Consider the following 26,148-nt stretch of genomic DNA (forward strand, 5'->3'; position numbering starts at 1 on the left):
AGCGATTTAACCAGGCTCTACGTCTGCGTTCGACGCCACTTCGCCAAGTCGATCAGGCTATTCGGCCGCTCACGGTAACGCACATTGGGCATTTACGCAGAGGATGATTCCTCCGGATCAGCAACACGCGCGAACACGCTCTGATCATTGCTACACTCACCGCTGGTTACCACTCCAGAGGCGGGTGGCAAACACGTGAGGTGGGCCGCAATGCGGGCGAAGGAATCGCTGGACGCCGAGCCGTTGGCTCGCGGCAGACGCGATGCTTCCGTAGCCGGGCCGGGAACAATCGCCGCCTGGACACTGGGCACGTGGGTGGGTGTCGCCATGGTGGTCGTGCTGCCGGCGACCTTGGTTCACTTCACCCCACGCCCCGGCAGCGGTGAGTGGCTCCTGTCGCTCGCGGTCATCGCGATCGCGGGCGCCAGATACGCGTGGATCGTCGCCGACGGACGGCGGCGGTTGTTCGAAATGTCCTTCTGGTCGTTCACTTACGTATTCCTCGGAATCGCGCCACTCGTTCAGCTGCGCACGGGCCGTACCCCCTATACCGCGCCACAGATCGATACGACGCTGCAAATGGATGCGATGGTGCTCACCATCGTCGGCCTCGTCGCCTTCCTCATCGGACTCTCGCTCCCGGTGTCGCGCCGCGGTTTCCTGCCGATTCCGTACATCCCCGACGGAGTCAACCTTCCCCGGGTCGTCCTGCTCGCCGCGTTCGCGGTGCTGCTGGATCTGTACTTCATATCGAAAGTCGGTGTAGGGAACCTGTTCTCGAGCCGCGAAGACCTCGCGCACGCCATCCAGTCCGCCTGGCCGGAGAGTTTTGTCGCCGGATTGATATCGGCGGCCACCGCTATGAGCACACTCGTGGCCTTCATCGCCCTGGTGCAATACATCCGCCAGACCAACAACCGCGAATGGCCACTGATCGCCTTGACCGCATTCGTCGGGCTGACGCTGGCCATCACAGTCAACCCAATCGCGAACGCGCGTTACGTGTTCGGAAGCGCCGCGCTGGCCGTCGCTGCACTCTTCGGACTCTTCGCCACACCACGACTGTTCCGTATCACCGCGGTCGCGTGGGTGATCGCCCTCATCGTGGTCTTCCCGTTGGCCGACGCATTCCGCTACTCCAAAGGCGCCCAGTTCAAGACGACGTCAACGCTGGAGTCCCTCAGCTCACCGGATTTCGACGCGATCGCCCAGATCAACAACTCCATGCTCTACGTCGAGCGAAAGGGGATCACCGACGGCAGGCAGGCCGCGGGCGTGGTCTTGTTCTGGGTCCCCAGACGGTTCTGGCCGGACAAACCGCAAGACACCGGGATACTCATCGCGCAGAACCGCGGATACAAGTTCGAGAACCTGTCCTCCCCCATCTGGGCAGAACTCTATATCAACGGTGGCTGGTTGCTCGTGGTGGTCGGCATGTTCGGTCTGGGTGCACTGGTCAAGTCGCGTGACAGACAGATCGAACACAACCTCATGCGTGCGCGGGCACCGGGCATCCTGGCATGCATCCTGCCCTTCTACCTCATGATCCTTCTGAGAGGTTCACTGCTGCAAGCGATGTCGTACCTCTTCGCAATCGTGGGCTGTGCCGTTTTCGTGAGCCGGTGGCAAAGGAGGGCCTCGACATGAGGCTGCGCTCGACGATCGCCCTGGCTACCATCTGCGGTTTGCTTCTCGGTGTCCTTCTGTACCGCGCCGGCCACAAGTCGGAGACTCAGACGCCCGAGCCCCTCTATGGCGCCGTGGCACTGGAGACGCCGAAGCGCCAATCGGCGCTTTTCGTCGGGGACGATTTCCCCGCCGGATACGGCGGAGTCGGGCGTAACGCCTATCCGCAGATCACCTGTTACTCGATCGGACTGAACTGCGGCGTCGACGCGCAACCGGGCACCGGCTTCGTCAACGACGGTCGTGACTACTCCCCCAACACGTTCCCGTTGATCGACCGCCTCCCCACGGATCAGAAGCTGTTCGATCCGGATTACGTCATCGTCGACGCGGGCCGCAACGACAACCAGACGCCCGCGCCGGTGCTCGCCTCGGCCACTGCGCGATACTTCCAGCAAATCAGTCGGATCTGGCCTGCCACAAGGCTGATCGCGATAGCGCCCTACTATTTGTCGCCCGGCCCGGACCCCGACTATGGAGTGCGCATAGAACTGCTTCGCCCCATCGTCGAAGGGCACGGAGGCCTTCTGATCGATCCTGCGGCCGAGGGCTGGTACGACGGCGTCGACGAATCGACCATGTTGCAGATCGACGGCCTACACCCGAACCAAACCGGCCAGGAATTCATAGCCAAGAAGCTCGCAAAGTCGTTGCAAGACCGGCGGATCGGACAGAGCGGAGCGGCAATCTCATGACACTGCGCGACTATCTGAGCTTCCTCCGCGACAGCTGGGTATGGGTGACCGTGAGCACCCTGATCGGCATCTCGCTCGCGATGGTTCTCGTGTTGTCGATCACTCCCAGATACGCCGCGACCGCCCAGATCTTCCTGGCCACCCCGGGATACAGTGCTACCGGCAGCCTGGCCACCTCTGAGACAAGCCCGTTCCAGGCCGACACCTTCACGCAGCAGCGCGCCCGCAGTTACGTTCAGCTCGCGTCGCACCCGGACCTGGCCGGCCGCGTGATCGGAAAACTCGGGCTGGACTGGCGGCCCGAAGACCTGGCCGACGCGATATCCGCGGTGGCTCGCCCGGACACGGTCCTCATCGACATCACGGTCAAATCGGAGCGCCCGGATGAGGCGAGGGTCCTCGCGGATGCAGTGACGGCGGAACTGGCCAGTGACATTCGCCGGCTCGAAATGCCTTCATCCGTGATCATCCCGACCGTCGAGCCGGTCGTCACCCAACGTGCCGCCACGCCCTCGGCACCGAGCGAACCCGATGTTCGCATCTTCCTCATCCTGGGCGCCGCGGCCGGATTCCTGGCAGGGGTGACGGTAGCGGTATTCCTGCGCAGAAGATCCACGGTGGTCGGAGCGGCTATGGTCGAACAAGCCACCGGTCGGCCCGTATTGGGTGTGGCGGGCGACGAATACCCCGCGGCGGAGGATTCCGACAAGAGATGGCGCAGCCTCCACCGCAACCTCGCGCTCGAAATGGAGGACGCCGACGATCGCGTCATCGTGGTGACCAACACGACGACGGCCGAAAGCGCATCCGCGGTGGCAGGGTCGCTCGCGGCGGCGCTTGCGCTCGGAGGCTTGCGCACCGCGCTCATTCCGATCGAGACGGGGGCCGCCGACTACCGGCACTATGTGGCGGATGACGCGCATCACGCGGGTAGTCTCGCGGAGGTCGTCACGGGAGAACGACTCCTGGAGGCCGCGCTGCGGCCGACGATCATCGCGAACCTGTTCTATCTCGCCGGGCCCGGCCCGCGCGATCTCACACATCTTCTGCGATCGGACAGGTTTCGCCGCATCGTCTTCGAGCTGCGCGGGTCGTTCGATGCGGTGATCTTCGATGCGCCGGACCTTCTCCGGCGAGCAGAACCGGCGTTGCTGGCCGAGGTGGCGGATTCGGTCGTCCTGGTTGCAACGGAGAAGGTGACCGAGGTTCGGGACCTGTCGGCGGCCGTCGACCTTCTGCGAGCCCGAGACACGCGGATCATGGGCACTATCCTGATCTCCGAATCCCGCGCCCACCTCGATCAAGACAACCGATTACTGGCAGTAGGCAAGGGGTTTGAATGATGCACGGCTACGAGTTCGCAAGGCGTTGGTGGCCCGTTGCTTTGTGCGCGGTCCTGGGCATCGCCGCAGGCCTTGCCCTGAGCGCGGCCACGCCGAAGTCCTACACTGCCACCACGACGTTCTTCCTCGGGTCGCCGGCGAGCGCCGACTCGTCGGGTGCCTACAACGGGGACCTGTTCTCGCAGCAGCGGTCGGCGACGTATTCCCAACTGGCGGGAAACCGGGATCTGGGACTGAAGGTCATCGACGACCTCGCGCTGCCCATCACGCCCGACGAGTTGGCCACGAAAGTCACCGCTTCTCAGGTTCCGAAGACGGTCCTCCTCCAACTGTCCGTCACCGACGGCTCCGCGCAGCGTGCCGCCGACATCGCAAACAGCTACGGGCAGAACTTCCCGAAGTACGTGGCCCGGTTGGAGACCCCGGCGGGATCTAGCGAACCCGTCGCCGCGGTCGATGTGATCCAGGAGGCCGAGGCGCCGGCGTCACCGACAGCCCCCAAGACCGCGTTGAACGCCGTCGTCGGCCTCGCCGTCGGGCTATTTCTCGGCCTTTTCATCAACTGGCTGAGGCGCATCTTCGACCGACGGGTCCGCACAGAAGAGCAGGTCGAAAACGCCACCGGCACACCGATCCTCGGAACGCTGCCCAAGGATAGGGCGCGGTCGAAGCGCAAACTCGATCCCGACGCGGACGCCAAGACGGCATATGCGGAGTCGATCCGTGAACTGCGGACCAACCTCCTCTACGTGGGCGTGGACGCACCGCCGAAGACGATCGCGTTCGTGACGCCCTCATCGAGCATGTCGACCACGGCGACAGCCGCCAACCTCGCGGTGGCCCTCGACGGAATCAACCGGTACGTGGCGTTGATCGACGCTGATCTGAGAAGTCCACGACTGACGCGCTACCTCGGTGTTTCCTGCGATCTGGGCCTCACCGCGGTGATCGACGCCAACACGATGCTCGATGATGTCCTCGTCCGCGTCCCCACGACCGGAATCGACCTCGTGCCCGCCGATTCGACGCACCGATCACCCGGTGATGTGCTTGCCTCCGACGGGTTGGCGAAGCTGATCGCCGAGCTGGGCAACAGCCACGATTTTGTCTTCTGCGATTCACCGGATCTCGAGACCGCCAATGACGCCACCGTGATCGCGTTGGCCTGTGACGGCGTGATTCTGACCGCCGTGCAGGGTAAGACGAAGCGCGACGAGTTGTCGGCTGCGGCCCAGACGCTCCGTCGCCTTGGTGCAAACGTGCTCGGCGCCGTACTCACCGACGTGAGATAGCCGCGTGCACAGTCGTCCATCGCGACTTGTCGCCCCAGTGCGGCGCGACCGCTCGGGTGAGCGCCGGCCCTCGTGGCTCCGGGGTCTTACCGTGGTGGCGGCACTCGTCCTGGTATTCAACGCGGCAGCCGCGCTGCTGATCGAGCCGGCCGGTTACAGTGCAGGACCAGTCGAACCAATGGTCACCGGCCCGGCCAATAAGCCGAAACTGGTTTTCGCGCACTATTTTCCGCCGTATCCCATCTCCATCGACAACAAGTTTCCGGCCGAAGACTTCTATTCGACCGGTTATCTGAGTCCGGCGGGCATGGGCGGTGCCTACGCGTCTTACGGAGGGATGTTGCGTGATCGGCCGCTGCCGAGGCAGCCCAGGGCCGAACTCGATTGGCGTGAGGCCGATCTCGTCGAGGAGGTCAGGCAGGCGTCAAGGGTCGGAATCGACGGTTTCAGCGTCGACATCCTGACCGCACACGACAGCCACGAGTGGATCGCGCCGGTGCCGGCGCTGCTCCTGCGGGCCGCCGAAGCGGTCGATCCTGCTTTCAAGGTCATGTTGATGCCCGACATGGACGGTCAGCTCGGAACGCTGACCCCACAGCAGCTCGCCGATGAGATCGCGCTGCTGGCAGCCAGTCCGGCCGCGCTTCGTCTCGCGGACGGCCGCCTGGTCATCTCGCCGTACAAGGCCGAGAACCGACCCGTGTCCTGGTGGCGGGAGTTCCTCGCCGTCATGCAATCCCGCCACGGACAAGACGTTGCCCTGGTGCCGGTGTTCCTGGATATCAACGCCCAGACAATCAACGCCTTCAGCCCCATCACCTACGGGATGTCGACGTGGGGCGGCCGAAATCCCGCGTTCAACCCCGTACACGGCTTCTCACTGGACCCCGTTCGGAGGCTTCATGAATTGGGTCAACTGTGGATGCAACCGGTTTCGGTACAGGACTATCGACCGTCGCAGCAGCTCTTCGATGAGGCGGAGAACACGACCAATCTGCGACATACGTGGCAAATCGCCATCGACGGACCTGCAGACTGGGTCCAGATAGTCACGTGGAACGACTATTCCGAGAACAGCGGAATCGCTCCCTCGGTCAGACACGGTTGGGCTCTCCTCGACATCTGTGAGTACTACATCGACTTCTTCAAGGGCGGTTCGGCACCGGCGATCTCGCAGGATCGCGTGTTCCTGACGCACCGCACCCAGTTGATCGATGCGACACCGACGAGCCCGCAAACACAACTCGCCCACTTGCGACCGGGGAGCACACCAGCGCGCGACGCGGTCGAAGCGCTGACCTTCCTGACCGCTCCGGCTACCGTGACGGTGGCCGTCGGTCCGACGAAGACCACCTGCGCGGCGCCAAGCGGGGTGGCGACGTGTGTTGCGCCGATCGGTCAGCCACCACCCCAGGGACTGACCGTGAGCGTCGACGTGACGCGGGGCAACCGCTTGATCACCGGCCTGGTGTCGCCATACCCCATCGTTTCCGGTCCAGTCGTACAGGACCTGTCCTATGCGGTGGCCGGCAGCCACGCCGACGGGAGATGATCCGAATCCATGCTCGTAGAAACTGATTCAGCAACTGGGAGTTCCCGATGCGAATGACACGAGCCCTGCCCGCGACTGCCGCGGTGTGCTCGGCTGTCCTGATTTCGATACTGACGGGCTGCTCGCAGGAATCGGCCGCGCAGCGACCCGCGGCCGGCCCCGCGTTGCCGCTGCCGCCGTTGTCCCAGGAAGTTCGCGACGGGCGCGGGGCCGTCATCGTCGATGAACCGGTGGACGCGCCGTCGGCGCCGCTGAGCGAGGCGCGAGCCACCCAGCGCCAGATCGTCTACCGGTCGGCATCCGGAGTCGACGGAACGATGCGCGATGTCTCCGGCGCGGTGTTCGTCCCGGCCGGTCCGCCACCCGACGGCGGTTGGCCCATCGTCGCCTACGGCCATGGCACGACCGGGATCGGCAACGAATGTGGACCGTCGAGATACCAGAACCTGCTGGGATACGACCTGGTGGTGGCATCGCTGATCAAATTGGGATTCGTTGTCGCGCTGACCGATTACGAAGGGCTCGGGATGCCAGGCAGGCACCCGTATCTCGAGCCGAGAACCGCGGCCTTCAACATGGTCGATTCGGTGCGAGCGGCCCGCAACGTCGTCCCCACGACCTCGGACAAGTGGTTCGCGGTCGGCGTCGAACAGGGTGGCCAAGCCGCCTGGGCGGCCAATGAGATGGCTCAGGAGTACGGGGACGGTCTCGAGCTTCTCGGTTCAGCGTCCATGCGCCCCGCGGTCGACCTCTCCGCATTGGCGACCCTCGCGAAGTCGAAGTGGCTGACAAAGGCTCAGCAATCGCTGCTTCCGACGTATGTATACGGCTTGCAGGCAACGAATCCTGCTCTCAATCCGGACGACTATCTGCACGGCGTTCTCGAGCGGGACAGGGATCCGTTGCTGGCGTGCTCGGGCCCACTTGTGGCCGAGATACCGAAGCTGATGTCGCGGTTGACGATCGACGACAGCGTGCCAGCCAGCGCCGAGGCTACGGAGGCATTGCGCGCAGCATTGACCGCATACGCGTTACCACAGCGGCCCGCCACCGGGCCCATGCTGGTGATCACCGGTGAACGGGATGAGATCGTGCGGTCCCAGTGGGTGGCTACCGCAGTCGAGAAGGCCTGTGGACTCGGGGATGTCGTCGAGTTCATCAACCGACCGCGGGAGGGCCAGACGGATCTCGACGGTGGCCCGCGGCTTGCCCAGTGGTTGAGCGAGCGTCTGGCGGGAGACGCTCCGGTCGACACGTGCGTTCGGTGAACGAAGAGGCGGTTGCTGAGGTGACTGGTGTGAACGGTCTCGTTACCCGCATATCTGCACAGCCACTGCTGCTCGGCCAGCTGTTCGCCAGCGCCGCAGGTGCGCTGGCGATGGTGATGGCTGCAGCGGCGATGGAACCCGAGCACTTCACCACCTTCTCGTTGTACATCCTGGTCACGTTCATCGTGGCGGGGGCCGTGCGCGCGCTCCTGTTCCTGCCTGCGCTGATCGAAACCCGCACCAACCGTCACGCCCACGTCCACATCGGCGTCGCGCTGAGCGGATCGCTCGCCGCCATGGTCTGTTTCGCTGTCGCCGCCGTCATCATGGGTGTCCGTCAACCAGGCTGGCTCCTGGCCCTATCGGCCGCAAACGCCCTTCCCGTCCTCTCCGAATGGCTACGCATGCGGGGCACAGCGCTCGATGAGCGTTGGAACGTCGCGCGAAGCGACGCTTTACGTTTGACGGCGACGCTTTCGGGACCGGTGGTGCTGTGGTGGACCACCGCGCCGGAAGTCTTCTTCTTGTTCGTCAGCATCACCTACCTGAGCAACATCATCTACCTCGCCGCCCGCCTTCCAGCCGTTGCGGCGCACCTGTCACCGACACGGTTCTGGCGGCAGGCCTCCTCGGTACTCGCCGACTTCCTGATCGGCCAACTCGTCGCGTCCATTCCGCTGATCCTGCTGGGTGGCTTGGGCGATTCGCTGTACATCGGAGGCGTACGCCTCGCGCAGACACTGTTGGGTCCACTCAACCTGTTCATGGCCGCGACTTGGACGAACCTGCTGGCGGACGGCGCCACCCGCGAGACACACGCCGATCCGCGTGATCTGATTCGGCACGGGCGAAGGGCATCGAGGAACCTCAGCCTGCTATCTCTCGTCGTAGTACCGAGCGCCCTTCTGGCGCTGACGGTCACCGGTTTCAGTCTCCGTGGGGCCGACAACCACTCCCTGATCGTCGGCACCCTCCTCGTCGGGGGGTTGGCCATCACCTCGGGATACGCCGGCGTCGATGCGATGGTCCTGCGCCTGCTCGGGCACCCCGTGACAGCCACGGTGGGGCGTGCCCTGCTGGTCGCGCTGGCAAGCGGCGGGTACGTCGTGGGCTACGTCGTCGGTGGCGTCGACGGCAGCTTGATCGGCGGCTTCGCGTGCGCCGCCATCGGCAATCCGCTGGCCTTCGTGCTCCCCGCAGCGGTCATCTACCGGCGCTACCGCAAACGGGACCGCGCGACGGTCGAGGTCGGATGATGGCCCTGAATTCGACTGTCATAAAACGATTGTCGTCGATTGTCGGAGTCGGCGGTGTCCTGCTCCTCGTCGCAGCGATCGGCTGTTCCAGCGCCAGCGGTGATGAGCCCCGGATCGCCGAGCCGCCGTGCGGCGGTCAGATCGGCCGAGGACCTTCGTATAGCACCGCCTTTGGTTCCGATGAGCTCCCGATCTCGGAGAACGGCGCATGGACGCATCGCGGCAGGCCGTGGACGATGGTTCAGACGGAAAACGGCAGTGCGCACGGTACCCAGACCGGGCGCGGCGGATACGACGACTCTTACGCCTACCTTTCCGGGTTCCCCCCGGATCAACAGGCCTGCGGCGTGATCCAAAAGGGTTCCCCCACCGGGTTTCAGGAGGTGGAGATACTCCTGCGCTGGAGCGATGACGCGGACAATGCCCGCGGATACGAGTGCTTCATCCATCACGGTGGCCAATACGCCAAGATCGTGCGGTGGAACGGTCCTTACGGCGACTTCACGACCCTCGCCGAGGTCGGCGATGTCATCGCCCCCCAGAACGGTGACACGATTCGGGCCACCGCCGCCGGGAATGTCATCACGCTTTATCTCAATGACCGGTTGTTGACGCGAGCCGTCGACTCCGTCTACCCGACCGGTAACCCGGGAATCGGATTCTTCAAAGACGAACGGGGCGCGGCGAACGGTGAATTCGGTCTGGCGAGCTTCACGGCCACCGGATTGTGAGTGTTCACAAGAGAGGTCAGCGGGTGGTCCGCAGACCCATCGAGAGAAAGGGAGCGAAGTGACAACCCATCTGATGGGCTCGACTCCGCCTCACCGAGGCGGGTGAGACAGTGAGCGATACAAAAACCCCGAAACGCCCGAACACCGTTCTGTCGCTGCTGTTCTGGTTGCTACCCGCGAGCAGCTTCAAGAACTCGGCACTGAGGTGGCTCGGAAACCGCGTCGGCGCCGATGTGACGATCGGACCGACGCTGGTTCTGAGTTGCGGCCGATTCTCCGTCGATGACGGGGCACGGATCGCCCCCTTCAACGTGTTCCGGCAGCTCGCGACGGTGAAGGTGGGAAAGAAGTGCTTCATCGGGTCGTGGAACCAGATCACCGCGGCCCGCGACTACCAGAATTTCAGCGATCGGGTCGGAATGCTGTTGATGGAGGAACAAGCCGCCATCACGAACCGCCACTATCTGGACTGCTCCGGGCAAATCATCCTGCAGGCCTATTCCGGAATAGGCGGAATCAAGAGCATCTTTCAGAGCCATGAGATCGACCTCGCTCAGAACAAGACCACCGTCGGACGAGTCGTCATCGGTGAACGTGCGATGACCGGCACCGCAGTCATCATGCTCAAGGATTCGCACCTGCCCGATCGATCCGTGCTAGCGGCGGGATCGATTGTGGTCAAGAGCAAGCCGGGTATCGAGCCGCCGACCGACAGGCTGTACGGCGGAGTTCCGGCCAAGCCCATCCGCCCGGTCGAGGATGCGGCATGGTGGCATCGGGAGTCCTACCTCACGCCGGTCACGCCGTTCGACGACGAGGTGTTCCGCCTCAACTAGATGGGTTCGTCGCGTCGGTGAGCCGCGCCGGTTCGGTGATGTCCACCGAACCCGCGCGTGCGTGTGGACGCCACGGGCCGAACCACGCAAGCGCTACGCCCGCCACCAACATCGCCGCGACAGCCAGCCCGATGGCAACCCCGATCGCGTCGCGGAAAACGACGGCCGACACGGCGGCCCCGCCGATCGCAGCGACGGTCATCGCGATTCTCAACTTCAACGCGTCAGCGCTGCGGTTGAAGGTGCGCAGGAAAACGGCCAAGGAAACGGCGACACATGTCGCGACATACTCCACCACCGTTACCGGCAAGATCTGTCGGGAGATGTTCCACGAGTCGCCGAGAAGTAGGACGCCGATGTGGGCAGGCACAACGCTTCGGACGAGCCCACCGAATATGGCGATGGCCAACGCCGAGGCGATGGCGATCCTCGACATCACGCGCCACACCGCGGCCGGCTGCGACGCTCGTCGTGTGCTCTCGGGTATCACGACGACCTGGATTGCGTTGCCGAACAACCCGATCGGTGCCAGCAGAGCGGTAGCCCCGCGTAACGCGGCGGTGGCCGTCGGCGAGACGAGTACCGCGACGAGGGTCAAGACGGCGAAGACGGTGACCTGTTCGAGTCCGGAGTCGGCGCCGTACCGGACACGGTGCATCAGGCCCGCCTTCAGCCACGCTGCCGATCCCTCCAGCCGGGGCGATACCCGAAGGTTCATCGACAATCCGAACAAGGCGACAAGGGCCAACAAGCCCCATGCACCGAGTAGAACCGATGCGGTCATGAACTCATGCCGCCAAGCCATGACCAGCAGCGTGACCGTCCCAATGCACCAGATGCCATCCCATATCGCGGCTACATGTGGTCGCGCGTCGGCAATCGCGACATATCTCAGCACATCGTGTGCAAGCACGAACGGCGCAGCGGCGCCGAGGAATACGGCGCCGCCGATGTCGGCACCGAGAATGACGATCGTCACCGCAACGACCGGCCCGATGACCAGCACCGAGGTCAGTGCATACGACCCTTCGCGAGTGATTCTTTCGCGACCTTGGTCCGCCTTGAGCAGTAACGGGGTGCCGAGGACACCGCGCAGGCAGCCCATGACCGCGACCAGCATCGTCATCAGAATCGCTATGTGACCGAACTGCTGTGGCGACGAGACGACGGCTAGGGCGAAAACGATGACGCCGTTACCGATACTGAAGAAAACCTGATCCAGCGCCCCCGACACAGCACGCAAGCGGTGCACAGACAACGCGGACATCAGCTGTTTCCCGTCGACCGGGCCCAGACGCCGTTGAAGCCCCCGATCGAGTCGGTAAGTCCGTGATTCGAGTACACCTCGAAAGTTGCGAAGTTCCCCCGCCACTGCCAAATACGGGGGTCGATGACGACTTGACGGTCGCCGTCGGGCAACTCGATCGCGGCCCGGTCCCGATCGATACCGATCGATACCGTGTACGAGGTGACGCCGTCTTCACGCAGCGGCTTCTCGAACCGTCCCGCAGCGAGGGTTTCCAGTGACGTTTCCTCATCCTTCGCCACCGCGAGCGTCCAGTTCACGGCCGTGGCTACGAAATGTAGCGCAACCGGCGGAACGATCGGGGGCATCGCATTCCGCGTGCCTCGAGACACGAGCAGAGCGACGGCACCGTAGGTGCCCCTGCCCGGTGAGAAGACCCAACTCGCGCCGAGCGACGCCACGGGCGAGCCCATATCCGGCGTGCTGAGGTACGCCGCGGAGACCTGGTCGATGGTGGGATGGTAGGTGAGAAGTCCTGTGTTGACGCTGAAGTCGGATCCGGGATCGGTCGGCGATGTCGAGTAATTGGCGCGCTGGCCGGTGTCAAAGCGCGCGGGTGGCGGCCCGTCGGACGCCCGGGTGAAGTCGAAGTAGACGTGGCTGCCCGACGGGGCGGCGGAACCATCCTGTCGCAAGCCCCACCACAGTGCGCCCGTCAACACAGCGGTCAGCGCCACCGCGAGCATAATCGCGGCGATGCTCGAACCGTTCTCCCGGCGCGGCGGCTTGGGTGAAACTCGGGTAGCCGCAGATGAATTCATGTTTGATCGGTGGCTGATGCCCTCGCCGCGAGGACCGTCTCATTTGGCGCCACGTCGCGTGTCACCAGCGCGCCTGCCCCCACTGTCGCACCATCGGCAATCTGGACGCCGCGCAGGACGGTGGCGCGCGCGGCGACCCAAACGGAGTCCCCGATGGTGATCGGGGCGTTGTCGAACTCGAAGGTCGGGCTTGTGCGATCGTGGCTGCCGGTGCAGATGAAGGCGGCCTGTGAGATGCAGGTGTTGGATCCGATGGTGACCGGCTCCAGGTTCAGGATCCAGGCATCCTCGCCGATCCACGTAGCATCACCGACGGTGAGTTTCCACGGCCAGTGGATCTTCACGTCGGCGCGGATCAGTGTTCCCTTGCCAATCTGCGCGCCGAACAGGCGCAGAACCGAGACTCGAACCGAACCGGGGCACCACCACTTCATCACGATCAAGCGGGACACCATCAACCACAGCGCCTGTATCACCAGCGGCCGCCCCTTGTCATAACCTGCGCCGGTGAAGCCGGCCAGATCGAATCGAGTCACCGGCTGCGAATCGACCTGTACGGCAGGGTGAATAGTCATCGGGCCTCCAGTGGTGCTAGCGCTCAAACTCTCATCGACCGGTCACCGCAGCGGAACCAGTCAACCGTGTCTTTGATGCCTTCGGCGAGAGGAATGGACGGAACCCAACCGCTGCTCCGCAATATGCTCACGTCGAGCAGCTTTCGGGGTGTGCCGTCGGGTTTCGTCGCATCCCAACGAGTCTCACCCGAGTACCCGACGGCTTGCGCCACCATCTGCGCCAGCGCGGCGATGGTGAGATCCTCGCCGGTCCCCACATTGACCTGCTGTGGACCGTCGTAGGTCTCCAGCAGGTGGACGCAGGCAGACGCCATGTCGTCGACGTGCAGAAATTCGCGCCTGGGCGTGCCGGTTCCCCAATTCGTGACGGACGCCGCGTCGTTCGCGCGCGCTTCCTCATACCGGCGTATCAGGGCGGGCAGCACATGTGATGTCGTGGGTGAGAAATTGTCCTCGGGTCCATACAGGTTGGTGGGCATGGCCGAGATCCACGGCAGGCCGTACTGTCGCCGCACCGCTTGCACGTGCTTGATCCCTGCGATCTTCGCGATCGCATATGCGTCGTTGGTCTGCTCGAGGGGACCCGTCAACAGCGCGTCTTCGCGGATGGGTTGTGCGGCATACTTGGGATAGATACACGACGAACCAAGGAACAGCAGCCTTTCCACCCCGTACTCGAGCGCCGCGTCCATCACGTTTACCTGGATCTGCAGGTTCTCCGAGAGAAAGTCGACCGGACGCTCACTGTTGGCGAGTATCCCGCCGACCCTGGCGGCAGCCATGATCACCACTTGGGGTCTGAACTGCTCGAAGAAACGGAAGGTCGCACCACGGTCCGTGAGATCGAGTTCGTCCCGTGTCCGCAGCAGCAGAGCCGTGAACCCCTCGTTGACCAACTTGCGTCGAACCGCCGAACCGACCATGCCGCGATGGCCGGCGACGAACACCGGCGTCGAACGATCCAGTCGCCCGGGCGTGTACTGCGCCTGCTTCACTGCCGTCTCATTCGACCGGCGCCGCCATACGCAGTTCTACCGATGTCGCGAGTTCTTCCAACTCTCGCCTGCGGCATTCCATCTGGCGGGTCTCGCTCATCCCTGCGATGGCGAGGATTTCGGCCCACCGGTACACGTGGTCATGTCGCCGTAACGAGTTGATCACGTTCATATCGCTGGCACGTTCGAGTCGATGCGGATCGGATTCCAACTCGGTGATGACATCCTCGATCTCGCGCTCCGGTGGTAATTGGATGACGGCGTCCTCCCATCCGAAATGTTCGCGGAACGAGTCGTTGCGAGGTGCGTCACCGATGAGCACGGCGCCACCGGCCGCGCCTTCGAAGAACCGGTAACCCAACTCCTGCTGACCGCCGGTGCGTTGGAGTTCTGTGTAGGCCGCCGCATTCACCAGGAAGAACTTCGAGCGCTTGATGTTGTCCGCCAGACGACTTCGGTGCTCGGCGTGGCTCGAGACGGGGCAGTTCGTCACCGTGTCGTAGACGTAGTACCTGCCCTTGTCCTCCGCCATCCGAAGCAGCGCCTTGTGTGTTTCGGGAGGCGGGCGCCGGCCGAGGGCGTAAAAGTCGATGACACGGTCGGGATCTCCCGGATAAGGGCAGAATTTGAGCGCGTCGGTGGAGGGCACCAGGTAGTGACACGGACGGCCGGTGGCCTCGGCGAGGGGTTCCACGGTGTCGCGGTAGCCGACGAGGATGTAGTCGAACCGCTTGAGGACGGGAAGTAGGCTGCCCAACGTTTCGACGTCGCGGGCGTACAGCTCTTGTATGTGGCAGATCGAGACGTGCGCTTTCGAATGCCACATCTCGCATGGGCCGAGATTGTAGAGATCCAGAGCCGATTCGGCGCTGACGAAGAGCAGCTCATACTCGGGCGCTAGGCCGGCGGGCAGTGGCCGCCGGCCCGTCGACGGCAGCGCCGCTTCGAGTTTCAGCGCCAACCGTCGCTCCGCCTTGGCCCAGAGCCGCCATAGCGTGCGGAGACCCTTCTGCATCGCGGTGACCCCTTCGGTGGGGGCCGGCGTATCGGCCGGAGCGATGAGATCGACGGCATCCAACGCTGCGGTCAAATCTTCGAATTCATACCGGATGCACCGTGAGATGACAGGGGCGATGTCGCGGTTGGAGATGCAGAGAACCCGCGGATCGGCAGCCTTCGAGCTGAAGCGGTACTTCCTCATCGCCGCACCCGGATCGCTGGGCCGGCGGACCTGCCGCCGACGGCGGACACAACCGCTGCTTTGTAGTTCATTTCGTTTGCTACCTCTGATTCAGCTAACACGCACCATGGTTGCTACTCGGCGCCCAGCGGTCGACCTTCACGGCGACGGCAGCTAATATTCTGACATGACGAGAGCCGGATTGGCGACCCGACGGCAAAACAAAGTCGCATTTCACACGCGCGATCTCATGACCAGCGCTGGCGAGCCGGCGAATTCCGCCAGCATCGCAAGCAGAAAGCACACACCGCGGCCAGGTCACGCGTCTACGTGTGCCAGCACCTACCATGGAAATTGCCAGCAGTGTCAGTTTCGGTCCCCAGTTGCCGCCGGCCTGACCCGCGTCGAAGAGTCCTCGACCGGTGTCGTGGTTTCAGTGCGCGGAGAGGTCGCCGCCCATGTAGGCGTCGATGTCGCCCAGGCATGCAGCGCGCGCCGAACGCGGGTCCACGTCAAAACGTCGTTGCCACGCGACAGTTCGACGCACCGCTTCGTCGAGGCGCCACCGTGGCCGCCAGCCGAGTTCCGATACCGCGCGGTCGATCGAAAGCCGCAGGGTCGCCGCCTCCGGCAGGTCGTCGGGGCTGCCGCCGTGAGACCAGTCGCCGGCGTCCCATTCACGCAGGATCTTGTCGGTCACTTCGCCGACCGTCGCATCGTCCTCGGGCAGGGGGCCGAAATTCCAGGCGTCGCAATACCGCTCCGGGTGTGGACCGCTCAGCCGGGCGGCGAGGGTGAGGTAACCCGAAAGCGGTTCAAGGACATGCTGCCACGGCCGAATCGCTTCGGGCCGACGGAGTTTGACAGGTTCCCCGCGCCCGACCGACCGGATGATGTCGGCGACCATACCGTGCGGCGTCCAGTCCCCCCCACCGATTACGTTGCCCGCCCGGGCCGTTGCCACCGCAACTCCGTGCCGGTCCAATGCGGCCGGCGGGAAGAACGATCTTCGGTACGAGGCGGCCACGAGTTCGGTGCCTGCCTTGCTGGCGCTGTAGGGGTCCGCGCCCCCGAGCGGATCGTCCTCGGCGAAACGTCGACCGCTTTCGTCGTTGGCGTAGCACTTGTCGCTGGTCACGACGACCACGGCGCACGGCCGATCGACGGTGCGCAGCACATCGAGTACGACAGCGGTACCGACGACATTCACGTCGAACGTGTCGACCGGTTCCCGGTAACTGTCGAGCACCACCGTCTGCGCGGCCAGATGCAACACGATGTCGGGCCGGGTGTCGCGCACCACCCGCGTGAACGCCTCACGGTCGCGGATGTCGGCGCGCCGGTCGGTCACCAACAACTCGCTCACAGCCGAAAAGTCGTAATTGCTGGGCACGGTGGGCGGATCGAGCGCGTAGCCCGTGACGTGCGCGCCGAGGCGGTGCAGCCATATCGCCAGCCACGAACCTTTGAAGCCGGTATGTCCCGTGAGTAGCACGGAACGTCCTGAAAACGCGCGAGCAAGGTCGTTCACCCACTCGTCCGGCTCGGTCACGATTGCAATAGTAGCCAGAAGAATGCGGCCGTCATGACAAAGGCACCTCGGAGCGGTTGCCGCTCTTGCGGTGAGCGCGCACTGGAAACGATTCTCGACCTGGGACCACAACCGGATCCCGACTGGCTACTCGACCGCGAACACCCGGATCCCGCCCCGGAAGCACCAGTGATCCTGGCGATCTGCGGCGTTTGCGGACTCGTACAGATGCATGGCACGCGACCGGACGGTCCCCTGCCCCCGCACGGACACGCATCATCCACACCGAGCGGCGATGCGTGGGCGACCGTCATCCGACAGGCCATGCGATCAATGTCACCCGCAGTGTGGGATGTCGACCAGTCAAGTGGGCTTCCGGTGGATGCGCTTGCTGCCGGCGCATCGATAACCGTCGGATCCTCAAGCGGCGGTGGGAAATCCGCCGACCTCATACTGGCCGGCCACGCCCTCGCTCACACAGACGACCTTGACGCTTTGGTCCAGCGAATCGCCGGAACCCTTGTCCCCGGAGGCGTTGTCTCCATCGACTTCCACCACGTTCTGGGCTTGACCCAGGGGCAGTTCGACGTCATCTCCCATACCCACCGGTCCTACCTCTCGCTGTGCAGTCTCGACCGGGTGCTCGAGCGACACGGCCTGCGCGTCGTCGCGGCCAGATGTGTGGACGACTTCGGCGGCACGGTGCGGGTGCTGGCCACTGGTGATCACGACGGAACATCCATTCCGGACAACGGATTGGAGGCCGACGAGATCCGCCGAATCGAACGGACGGCGCGTGTCGACGAGGCTGCCGGTTATGCGGGCCTCGCCGAGCGAGTGCGAACTGCCTGTGCCGAGCTCATCGAGTTCCTCGATGAGGCGCGCCGTTCTGGTCGCACGGTTGTCGGATACGGAGCTTCGTCGCGCGGTACGGTCCTGCTCAATCTCGCCGATGCCGACGCCGAGCTGCTGCCCTTCGTCGTGGATCGCTCCGAGGCCAAACAGGGGCGTCGCCTGCCGCGATCGCAGATCCCGATCCGCCCGGTGGCAGAACTCGAGCGACAGCGGCCCGATTACGTCATGATCCTGCCCTGGCCGTCGGCGAACCAGATCATCCGGTATCTGCAGGACGCGCTCGGCGCGCACACGCGCTACGTGATGGCGTTGCCGCACCTGGAGGTGCTGTGAGAGACGACCATCGGCCGTTCCGCTTCATCGCACCGATGCCTCCGTTGGGAGATTCGGTGGCCACCTGGCGCGACTCGATTCGCCGGATCCAGGATCTGGGGTTTTCGACACTGTCGATCTCAGACCACCTGTCCGCAGGTTGGGCGATGGACCCTCTCACGGTGTTGACCGCTGCGGCCGAAATCACCGATGAGATCCGACTTCTGACGCTCGTATTGGGCAACGACTTTCGGCATCCGGTTCCTGTACACAAAGCGTTCGCCACCCTCGATGTGCTCAGCGGCGGCAGGGTGGAGATCGGGCTCGGCGCGGGGTGGATGCCGTCCGACTACGAAGCGGCGGGACTTCCGTTCGACTCACCGCGGGTTCGTCTCACGCGTCTGGAGGAGGCGGTAGCCGTTATCGACGGTCTGTTTCGGACGGAACCGCTGAGCTTCAACGGAAATCATTACCAGATAGCGGATCTGGTGGGGTTGCCACGGCCGGTCCAACAGCCGCGACCCCCGCTGCTGCTTGGTGGCGGCGGACGGATCGCCCTGGAACTGGCGGGTCGCGTGGCTGACATCGTCGGCGTTCACGCGCGCTTGCACGGCCCCGAGGCCCGCACGGACGCGGCTGCCGATCTGCGCGCCGACCGGGTCGCGGAGAAGGTGCGATGGGTCCAGGACGCGTGGCGAGCTGCCGGCCGAACCGGTTCCGGACCGGAACTCCAGCATTCGATTTACCTTGTAGACGTGACTGATTCGTCGCGGGCGGCCCGTCGCGCGGTTTCCACGTTCGCCGCGTCGCTAGCGGCGGACGAAGTCGCGATGACCGATTCGCCTGCCGTTCTGATCGGCAGTGTCGAGGCCTGCGTCGATCGACTCCTCGAGATCCGGGAGCGCTTCGGGTTCAGCTACTTCAATCTCGGCGGGGACGTCGACATGGTCGCCCCAATCGTCGCGCGCCTGGCCGGGCAATGACGCCGGCCGAATGCGCTAAGCCTGTCCGGAGTACTCCAGAAGCGTGGAATCGCCCAATTCGACGGACAATCCACGCAGAGCCGATCTCGCTGCGTGTTCACCGCTGAGGAACGACTCGTCGGTCCACAAGTGATTCCACTCACCGTATCGACCACAGGCGTGGATCCCAACCTGTCTCAGGAACTCCTCGATGGTCGCGACCGCCGCTGGACGCTCATGATCGTAGATCACATTGGCATAGCGTGCGACCACCGCCTCGGAGACCACTACGCCGTCGCCCGGTTCCAGCACTCCCATCGACTGAAGGTGGGCCACGGTCGGCTCGATGAGCACATCGGGAGAGGTGGCCAGCGGGCGGTATTTGTCCGAGAAGTACCACTCGACCTGGATTGCACTCGCACCATCCGGGACCACACGCGGCGAGAGTCGGTGCGGGAAGCTGATGCGCGAAAACGGTATATCCGCGTCGTAGACGTAGCGAATATGCGTATCACCCCCGATCCCCGGTCGGTCGATACCGAGATTGACCAGTACCACCGACGTGAAGGCGAGGCGGCGAGCCGCGGCGAGCACCGGTTCCGGAGCCCCCTCGATCCTCGACACGAGTTCAGGCAACGGGATGGATGAAATCAACTGGGCGTACTCAGCGGTGTGACCGTCGGCGAAGCGAAGCCTCCGCCCTCGCGGATCGATACGCACGACTTCGTGTTCGAGTCGCACGTCGGACCGCTCCACCCATGACGACAGGTATGCCTGGTAGCCACCTTCGGTGGGATATCGAAACTGGGTGACGTAGTGCAGGTCTCGCACTGGAGCGGTCGACACGGCGCCACGCAGAGCCTCCTCCAACGACGGCCGATACATGCGAGGCCCCAACCAGTCAGTGGTCAGATTGCGCATCGGCGTCGTGTGGTACTTGTCCCCGTAGACCATCGGGAAGGTCTCGGCGAATGTGTCGCCGTACGACCGCCGCAACCACGTCTCGTAATCGGAGGGCGGCTCGTCGGAGGGGTCGGCGGATGCGGCCACCAGGTCCAGCAGCACCTGAACGATCAGCTCGGGCGGCAGTCCGTGAAGGTTGACCTGAACCGGGTGGGTGAGTATGCGCCCCTGCCAGTAGCTGTCCAGGCCGATTTGGACATCTTCGTACCGACCGTCGACCGCGTCGGCCAGGATTCGTTTCACCCTCTCGTCCTTGGCGAAAGAGACGTGTGGCCCCTGGTCGAAGATGAAGCCGCCTGGCAGTTCGTGGCTCGCGGTATGGCCCCCATAGTGCGCGTTGCGATCGTAGACGACATAGGTTTCGCCGGCTGCCTCCAAGAAATGGCCGGCGCCGAATCCGGCGAACCCGGTGCCTATCACAATGATTGGCGCATCGGTCATGCGATCTCCATCTCTTGTTCCAACCCAGAGGTCGCGTCATCGAGGTGTTCTGGTGCTAGCGCAGCGGTGTGCAGCACCGGAAGCGGAAACACGAGCCGACCACCCCAGTCGGCGATGTAAGCGAGTTGCTCCGTCAGTTCCGGCTCGAGATTCCACGGGAGCGCAAGCACCACATCGGGCCGGTCTTCCTCGATCCGGTCCGGGCTGTGGATCGGGATCCGCGTGCCGGGGGTGAACCGGCCGTGCTTGTACGGATTACGGTCAACGGTGTACTCGAGCAGGTCACTTCGGATGCCGCAGTAGTTCAAGAGCGTATTGCCTTTCCCCGGAGCGCCGTAGCCGACGACTCGCCTGCCTTCTGCGCGGCACTCCAACAGGAACCGCAGCAATTCGTGGCGAACCGCCTCCGTTCTCGGTCGCAATTCGAGATAGCCGTCCACGTCGTGCAACCCGGCAGCTTCCTCGATCGCGAGCACATCGGCGACGCGGCTGCTGATCGGCCCGCCGCACTCGGCGGGCCTTGCCCACACCCGGATGGATCCACCGTGCGTGGGAAGCATCTCGACGTCGACGACTCTCAGATCCGCCGTGGCCAGCGCGCGCATCGCGGACAGCACCGTGTAGTACTGGAAATGCTCGTGGTAGATCGTGTCGAACTGGCCGAGCTGGACGAGGTTCAGCGCGTGGTGTACCTCGATGCTGAGGAAACCGTCGTCGGCGAGCAGAACCCGCAGCGCTCGAGTGAACCCGAGGAGATCCGGTATGTGCGCGTAGACGTTGTTGGCCACGACGAGGTCGGCTGGACCGTGCTCAGCGCGGACGCGGGCTGCGTACTGGGGATCCAGAAATGCGGTTTCGGTGGGTACGCCGCGCGCCCGGGCGGCTTCCCCGACGTTGACCGAAGGTTCGATGCCCAGGCACCGGATGCCCGCCGCCACGGCGTGCTGCAGGAGATATCCGTCATTGCTGGCCACCTCGACGACGAACGAATTCGAGTCAAGGTCCAATGAGCGGACAGCGCCGTCCACGAAGCTCTTCGCGTGCCGCACCCAGGTATCGGAATACGATGAGAAATAGGCATATTCGGTGAACGTGTCCTCGGGCGTGATCAGCGCAGGCAGCTGTAAGAGAAGACAGTTCTCACACAGCCGCAGGTGCAGGGGAAAGGTGAGCTCGGCGGAATCGAGCTCGTCGAATGCGAGGAAGCTCTCGCACGGTGGTGTGGCACCCAGATCCAGCACGCTCAGAAGACGGTCTGAGTCACAGAGTCGACAACGCACATGCCCTCAATTCGTCATTTGCTTCGGCATCGGCCTAGTAGGCGCCTCGACGCCCGAACACGGCCCTCAATGTTTTGGCGATGATCAAAACGTCCTCGACCATCGACCAGTTGTCGACGTACGACAGATCGAGCCGAACGGCTTCGTTCCATGACAGATCGGCCCTACCGCTGACTTGCCACAGGCCGGTGACGCCCGGTTTGACGAGGAGTCTTCGCAATCCGTCGCAGTCGTATGCTCCTACCTCCCGCCTCAACGGCGGCCGAGGACCCACGACGCTCATCTCCTGACGCAGCACATTGATGAACTGCGGCAGTTCGTCGATGCTGTACCGTCGTAGGATCCGCCCTATCGGCGTGATTCGAGGATCGTTTCGAATCTTGAAGAGCGGGCCGTCGAGTTCGTTCTGGCTCAACAGATCCGGCAGTCGTTTATCGGCGTCCTGGACCATCGTCCGGAACTTCAACATCAGGAACGGCCGGCCATCTATGCCGATGCGCTCTGCGGCATAGAACACCGGGCCCTTGCTGGTGAGTTTGATCGCCAGCGCGGTGACAAGGAGGACCGGCGCCATCACGGTGAGCGCAACCAATGCGAACCAGGTGTCGAACGCGCGCTTCTGAAACCGCTTGGCGCCCAGGTACTGCGGTTTCTCGATGTGCAGAAGCGGCAGTCCGGCGATCGGGCGCATCACCAGCCGAGACAGCGCGACGTCCATGGCACCCGTCGACACTACGAGGTCGACACCCATGGGCTCGAGATCCCATATCAGCCTTCGGATTCCCCGCACACCGAAATGCTCCGTTCCGGCGATTGCCACGGTGTCGGCGTCGCAGGTGTGTATCGCCTCCGTCATATAGTTCTCGCCACCAACCACGGGAACGAGACGACCACTGATCGTGACGTGTTCACCGCGCGAAGGGCCGTATCCGGGTATCCCGACGCCGACGACCTCGAATCCGTTGACCGGGTCGCGGCTCAACTCGGCGGCGAGATGTTCTGCCGCGTCGCGCTCGCCGAACACCAACACAGCCGTTTGATATCGGCCCCGGGCACGGAGTTTCGCAAGATGACCCCGCCACAGTTGCCGGCTCAACACCAGTCCCAGGGTGCCGACCGGCAGAGCGACCGCGAGGTACCCACGGGCGATGTCGACATTGAGCAGCAAGGTCGCCATTGCGATGACACCGAAGGTCGAGAACGAGGCCGCGATCACCCGCCGGTACTCCTCGGTGCCCGTGCCGATCCACCGCGGCGACCGGGAGTGGAATGCGGCCAGCGCCGACAGCCAGACGATGACGAACAGCACGGAGAACGCCGGTACGTAGTAGGAGAAGTCCTCTGACGGCTCCATGAGAGTGCCGAATCGCACGTACTGGGCCAACAACACCGAGACACAGACCACCAGGGTGTCCGTCACCCGCAACCGGCCGATGTACCGCCGCTGCCATATCGTCCGTTCGAACACCCTGCTGGGCAGGAGCCCGAAACTCGCCCTGCTGGTTACGGTCTTCACCGGCGCCGCGGTGGGTGGTTCATGTGGTCGGTCCGCCGTCAGCGTCACGATGCCCTCACCGTTTCGGCCATCCAGGTTCGTGCTCGTTCGCTCGGTGGTGGTTGCTTGCATGGGTCCCCCGACATCTCAGGATTCCGTTGTCATCTGAGCGGTTCCCAGACCGATCACCGTCTTCTCGGCGACGAAGGCTTCGGCGAATCGGCTGTGGCATTGGACCCCCCGAATTCGCATCAATCCGAGAAAGAGCTCGTCGTCGCACCAGTGCTTGTCGAGTTGCGACCGGTAGCACTCTGCGATCGCTGCCGCTTTGCGGACAGCCGTGTCGGCATCAACGGGTACGTACACCGCCGGATCGGGGAGGTCCGATTCCCATTTGAGGACTTCGTAACCCAGGATCAGGTGGTCGCGAAACTCCGTCGGCAGCAACTCGCCGAGAAGCCGGTGGTCCTGGTGACGGTCCCTTCGCTGGGGGCCGATCACCAACTGCGGCTCACAGCTGCGCCGGAAGTCGCCGAGACGTTGCTTGACCGCATCCCAGTGGTGCGGCAGGCGTCCGTCGGGAAGATCTGCCACGGTCAACCGCACCTCGGTCTTGCCGCAGAGCGTGGCGAACGCTTCCTTCTCCTCCACTTCTCGTTCGGTGCCGCCACCGGTGAGTACCAACGCATTCACGACGACATCGGGGTTGTCCCGCACGAGTTGCATCAGTGTCGCGCCCGCACCGATGGCGATGTCGTCGCAGTGCGCCCCGATGAGGGCCACACTGTCGATCGCCCCCGTCGAGAGCCCGATCATGGTGTCACCCCGGCCGGTTCGGCGGATTCCCATACCGCCCAGGGGCGGATGCCGAGGTTGTAGTCGGCGTCCAGCTCTGCTCGTTCTTTGAAGGTGTCGGCCGGCTTCCAGAACCCGTCGTGTTGGTAACCGATGAGCTTGCCAGTGCCCGCGAGGGAGAAGCAGGCGTCACCGACGAGATCGCCGTTTTCCGGAATAAGGTCTATCACTTCCTGATTGAGAACGAAGTAGCCACCGTTGACGCCGACGGGGAAGTCGGTGATCGGCATGACCTCTTTGATCTCGCCCGTGGAAGCGACGTCGACGCAATGGAACGAGGCATTGGGCGGCACGATCAGCATCGTGGCGGTCGCCTCGACGCTGAGGGCTTTGTCGACCATGCGGTCCAATGGTGCATCCGTCAGCACATCCGAATAGTTGGCCAGGAAGTACGGATCGTCGCCGAGGTATTTACGCACCCTGCGAAGTCGTTCTCCGATCGGGGATTCCAGTCCGGTGTCGACGAACGTGATCGTCCAGTCGGAGATGTCGGACCCGAGGAGTTCGACCTGTCCGTCGTGCAGGACGAAGTCGTTGGATTGGGTCTCGCTGTACCGGAGGAAGAACTCCTTGATCTTCTCGGCGCCGTAGCCCAGGCACAGGATGAACTCCTTGTGGCCGTAGTGGGCGTAGTACCGCATGACGTGCCACAGAAGCGGGCGCGGGCCGACCATTTGGAGGGGTTTCGGGATGATGTCTCCCTCGGCTGACCGCATCCGCATGCCGTAGCCGCCGCAGAACAACACAACCTTCATGGCAATCTCCTTCCGAAGCCTGTATTCGTCGCGTGCCGTCGGCGCCGTTCGGCGCCGCGTATCAGTGAGGCGGGTTCGGTCCTCACGCGGATCGCCTCAGTCCGGCGCACGCCCCCTGGTACGAGGACTCCAATCGCGCGCCGACGGCGAGCATGCCGAGGTCACGCTCGACGGCGGCGCGTCCCCTCGCGCCCATCGCCCGCGCCAGATCGGGCGCCTCGACGAGGGTGCGGACCGCACGCGCGATGGCTCCGGCCCCCAGTTCGGTAACGAGCCCGCAATTGTATTTACGGACAAGGGAACTCAGGCCACATTGTTCGGTCACCACGACGGGCAGCCCTACCGACATCGCCTCGAGGACGGCCATGGGGTACGGCTCCGGGCCTATCGACGGAAGGACGTAGATCGCGGCCCGGCGCATGCGGCCCGGCGCCCCGCCCGACGGGACCGGACCCAGCCAGCGGATGTTCTCAGCGGTCGCGGCGGCCGACACCTTGGCGCCTTCGCCTTCATCCGGACCGACCAGTGTGTAATGCGCCCTGACGCCTTGAGCATTGAGCATGAGCGCGGCATGTACGAAGTCGAGAGGTCGCTTCCGCTCGTGCAGGCGCGCCAGGAAGAGCACCTCCGGCACTTCGGCCGCGCGTGTTGCCGGTTCGTACAGAGGGACGCCGTTGGCGAGTGCGGACAGCCGTGCTGTGCCGCGTGCCACCTCGTTCAGCGCGTCCCCTTCCTGCGCGGTCAGGTAGAAGACCTCGTGTGCTTCACGCAGCAGCCTGCGGACGACCAGTCCGTCGACCAACGGCGCGAGGGGATGCGCGCCAGGAAGGATCATGCCGTGTGGTTGGAGCACGTACGGTATCCGCAGCCGCGCCAGGAGCGCCGCGAGAGGTAGAAGTACGAGATCTCGGCCCAAATGGATGTGTGCAACGTCGAATTCGTCTCGCGCACCCAGAAGCCATCTGGCGAGTCCGGGTGCGCACAGTCCGGCGAATCCGCTGTGCGGCACCAGCCGCCGAGCGCGTCGGAGCACCAGCGGTGTCCCCTCTTGCGAGCTGGGGACGACATCGAAGTCACGTTCGGCCGCCGCGACGATCACGGAATGACCGCGCTCACGCAGAGCGGACGCCTGGTTGAGTGCCACCCGTACTGGCCCGCCGTACGCGGCGTCAGGACTCAATAACGTGACTGCCTGAAGTATTCGCACGGCGTCACCTCGCGAT

The 26,148-nt window shown here is 64.1% G+C and carries 23 protein-coding genes; 11 read left to right on the plus strand and 12 right to left on the minus strand.

What is annotated here, in order from left to right; genetic code table 11:
* Positions 1-210: 210 nt before the first annotated feature.
* The 9 genes from A5759_RS14985 to A5759_RS15025 all read left to right on the plus strand — a co-directional run bounded on the left by A5759_RS14985 (position 211) and on the right by A5759_RS15025 (position 10,659).
* A complete protein-coding gene (locus A5759_RS14985; RefSeq protein WP_068199026.1) occupies positions 211-1,647 on the plus strand; it encodes a hypothetical protein in 1,437 nt (478 codons plus the stop codon).
* On the plus strand, positions 1,644-2,381 hold the full coding sequence (locus A5759_RS14990) for an SGNH/GDSL hydrolase family protein (RefSeq protein WP_068199028.1): 738 nt from the start codon (positions 1,644-1,646) through the stop codon (positions 2,379-2,381). The genes A5759_RS14985 and A5759_RS14990 overlap by 4 nt, the downstream gene beginning before the upstream one ends.
* Positions 2,378-3,724, plus strand: a complete 1,347-nt coding sequence (locus A5759_RS14995) for a Wzz/FepE/Etk N-terminal domain-containing protein (RefSeq protein ID WP_068199030.1) — start codon at positions 2,378-2,380, stop codon at positions 3,722-3,724. The genes A5759_RS14990 and A5759_RS14995 overlap by 4 nt, the downstream gene beginning before the upstream one ends.
* A complete protein-coding gene (locus A5759_RS15000; RefSeq protein ID WP_068199031.1) occupies positions 3,721-5,016 on the plus strand; it encodes a polysaccharide biosynthesis tyrosine autokinase in 1,296 nt (431 codons plus the stop codon). Before A5759_RS14995 ends, A5759_RS15000 begins: the two co-directional genes overlap by 4 nt.
* Positions 5,017-5,110: 94 nt before the next feature.
* Positions 5,111-6,568 (plus strand): glycoside hydrolase family 71 protein, encoded by a 1,458-nt coding sequence (locus tag A5759_RS15005; RefSeq protein WP_156616933.1) that lies wholly within the window; start codon positions 5,111-5,113, stop codon positions 6,566-6,568.
* Between the two features lie 47 nt (positions 6,569-6,615).
* On the plus strand, positions 6,616-7,836 hold the full coding sequence (locus A5759_RS15010; RefSeq protein WP_068199037.1) for a lipase family protein: 1,221 nt from the start codon (positions 6,616-6,618) through the stop codon (positions 7,834-7,836).
* 29 nt (positions 7,837-7,865) lie between these two features.
* Complete coding sequence (locus tag A5759_RS15015; protein WP_156616934.1) at positions 7,866-9,092, plus strand: hypothetical protein; 1,227 nt, start codon at positions 7,866-7,868, stop codon at positions 9,090-9,092.
* 236 nt (positions 9,093-9,328) lie between these two features.
* A complete protein-coding gene (locus tag A5759_RS15020; RefSeq protein WP_156616935.1) occupies positions 9,329-9,823 on the plus strand; it encodes a hypothetical protein in 495 nt (164 codons plus the stop codon).
* Between the two features lie 110 nt (positions 9,824-9,933).
* On the plus strand, positions 9,934-10,659 hold the full coding sequence (locus A5759_RS15025) for a hypothetical protein (protein WP_068199043.1): 726 nt from the start codon (positions 9,934-9,936) through the stop codon (positions 10,657-10,659).
* Here A5759_RS15025 and A5759_RS15030 read toward each other — a convergent pair.
* From A5759_RS15030 to rfbG, 6 genes are all read right to left on the minus strand, one after another.
* The gene (locus tag A5759_RS15030; RefSeq protein WP_068199044.1) at positions 10,652-11,926 is read right to left on the minus strand and encodes a hypothetical protein; all 1,275 of its coding nucleotides are present in this window, start codon (positions 11,924-11,926) and stop codon (positions 10,652-10,654) included. The two genes, A5759_RS15025 and A5759_RS15030, sit on opposite strands and share 8 nt — an antisense overlap.
* Positions 11,926-12,726, minus strand: coding sequence for a hypothetical protein (locus A5759_RS15035; protein WP_156616936.1), 801 nt, complete (start codon positions 12,724-12,726; stop codon positions 11,926-11,928). The genes A5759_RS15030 and A5759_RS15035 overlap by 1 nt, the downstream gene beginning before the upstream one ends.
* Positions 12,723-13,301, minus strand: coding sequence for a DapH/DapD/GlmU-related protein (locus A5759_RS15040; protein ID WP_068199047.1), 579 nt, complete (start codon positions 13,299-13,301; stop codon positions 12,723-12,725). The genes A5759_RS15035 and A5759_RS15040 overlap by 4 nt, the downstream gene beginning before the upstream one ends.
* A 23-nt stretch (positions 13,302-13,324) precedes the next feature.
* Entirely contained in the window at positions 13,325-14,296 is a 972-nt protein-coding gene (locus A5759_RS15045; protein WP_068199049.1) for a GDP-L-fucose synthase, read from the minus strand.
* A gap of 7 nt (positions 14,297-14,303) precedes the next feature.
* On the minus strand, positions 14,304-15,497 hold the full coding sequence (locus A5759_RS15050) for a glycosyltransferase (protein ID WP_068199057.1): 1,194 nt from the start codon (positions 15,495-15,497) through the stop codon (positions 14,304-14,306).
* A 412-nt stretch (positions 15,498-15,909) separates the two neighbouring features.
* Positions 15,910-17,028, minus strand: a complete 1,119-nt coding sequence (rfbG, locus tag A5759_RS15055) for a CDP-glucose 4,6-dehydratase (protein WP_082962133.1) — start codon at positions 17,026-17,028, stop codon at positions 15,910-15,912.
* A 33-nt stretch (positions 17,029-17,061) separates the two neighbouring features.
* Here rfbG and A5759_RS26580 point away from each other — a divergent pair, with 33 nt between their 5' ends.
* Together A5759_RS26580 and A5759_RS15070 are read left to right on the plus strand one after the other, a co-directional pair.
* Positions 17,062-18,195 carry a class I SAM-dependent methyltransferase gene (locus A5759_RS26580; RefSeq protein WP_082962134.1) on the plus strand — a complete coding sequence of 378 codons (1,134 nt, stop codon included), beginning with the start codon at positions 17,062-17,064 and terminating at the stop codon, positions 18,193-18,195.
* Complete coding sequence (locus A5759_RS15070; protein ID WP_082962135.1) at positions 18,192-19,157, plus strand: TIGR03621 family F420-dependent LLM class oxidoreductase; 966 nt, start codon at positions 18,192-18,194, stop codon at positions 19,155-19,157. Before A5759_RS26580 ends, A5759_RS15070 begins: the two co-directional genes overlap by 4 nt.
* Before the next feature lie 15 nt (positions 19,158-19,172).
* Here A5759_RS15070 and A5759_RS15075 read toward each other — a convergent pair whose 3' ends face one another.
* The 6 genes from A5759_RS15075 to A5759_RS15100 all read right to left on the minus strand — a co-directional run bounded on the left by A5759_RS15075 (position 19,173) and on the right by A5759_RS15100 (position 26,132).
* On the minus strand, positions 19,173-20,540 hold the full coding sequence (locus A5759_RS15075; RefSeq protein ID WP_068199064.1) for an NAD(P)/FAD-dependent oxidoreductase: 1,368 nt from the start codon (positions 20,538-20,540) through the stop codon (positions 19,173-19,175).
* A complete protein-coding gene (locus A5759_RS15080) occupies positions 20,537-21,820 on the minus strand; it encodes a class I SAM-dependent methyltransferase (RefSeq protein ID WP_068199066.1) in 1,284 nt (427 codons plus the stop codon). Before A5759_RS15080 ends, A5759_RS15075 begins: the two co-directional genes overlap by 4 nt.
* 34 nt (positions 21,821-21,854) lie before the next feature.
* A complete protein-coding gene (locus A5759_RS15085) occupies positions 21,855-23,384 on the minus strand; it encodes a sugar transferase (protein ID WP_369816207.1) in 1,530 nt (509 codons plus the stop codon).
* A gap of 78 nt (positions 23,385-23,462) precedes the next feature.
* Entirely contained in the window at positions 23,463-24,131 is a 669-nt protein-coding gene (locus tag A5759_RS15090; protein ID WP_068199235.1) for a PIG-L deacetylase family protein, read from the minus strand.
* Positions 24,128-24,925: a glucose-1-phosphate cytidylyltransferase gene (locus tag A5759_RS15095; protein ID WP_068199069.1), complete on the minus strand. Its 798-nt coding sequence runs from the start codon at positions 24,923-24,925 to the stop codon at positions 24,128-24,130. The genes A5759_RS15090 and A5759_RS15095 overlap by 4 nt, the downstream gene beginning before the upstream one ends.
* A gap of 82 nt (positions 24,926-25,007) precedes the next feature.
* A complete protein-coding gene (locus tag A5759_RS15100; protein WP_068199071.1) occupies positions 25,008-26,132 on the minus strand; it encodes a glycosyltransferase in 1,125 nt (374 codons plus the stop codon).
* Positions 26,133-26,148: the final 16 nt, after the last annotated feature.

The sequence above is a fragment of the Mycobacterium sp. 852014-52144_SCH5372336 genome, assembly GCF_001665615.1.
GTDB lineage: Bacteria > Actinomycetota > Actinomycetes > Mycobacteriales > Mycobacteriaceae > Mycobacterium > Mycobacterium neumannii_A.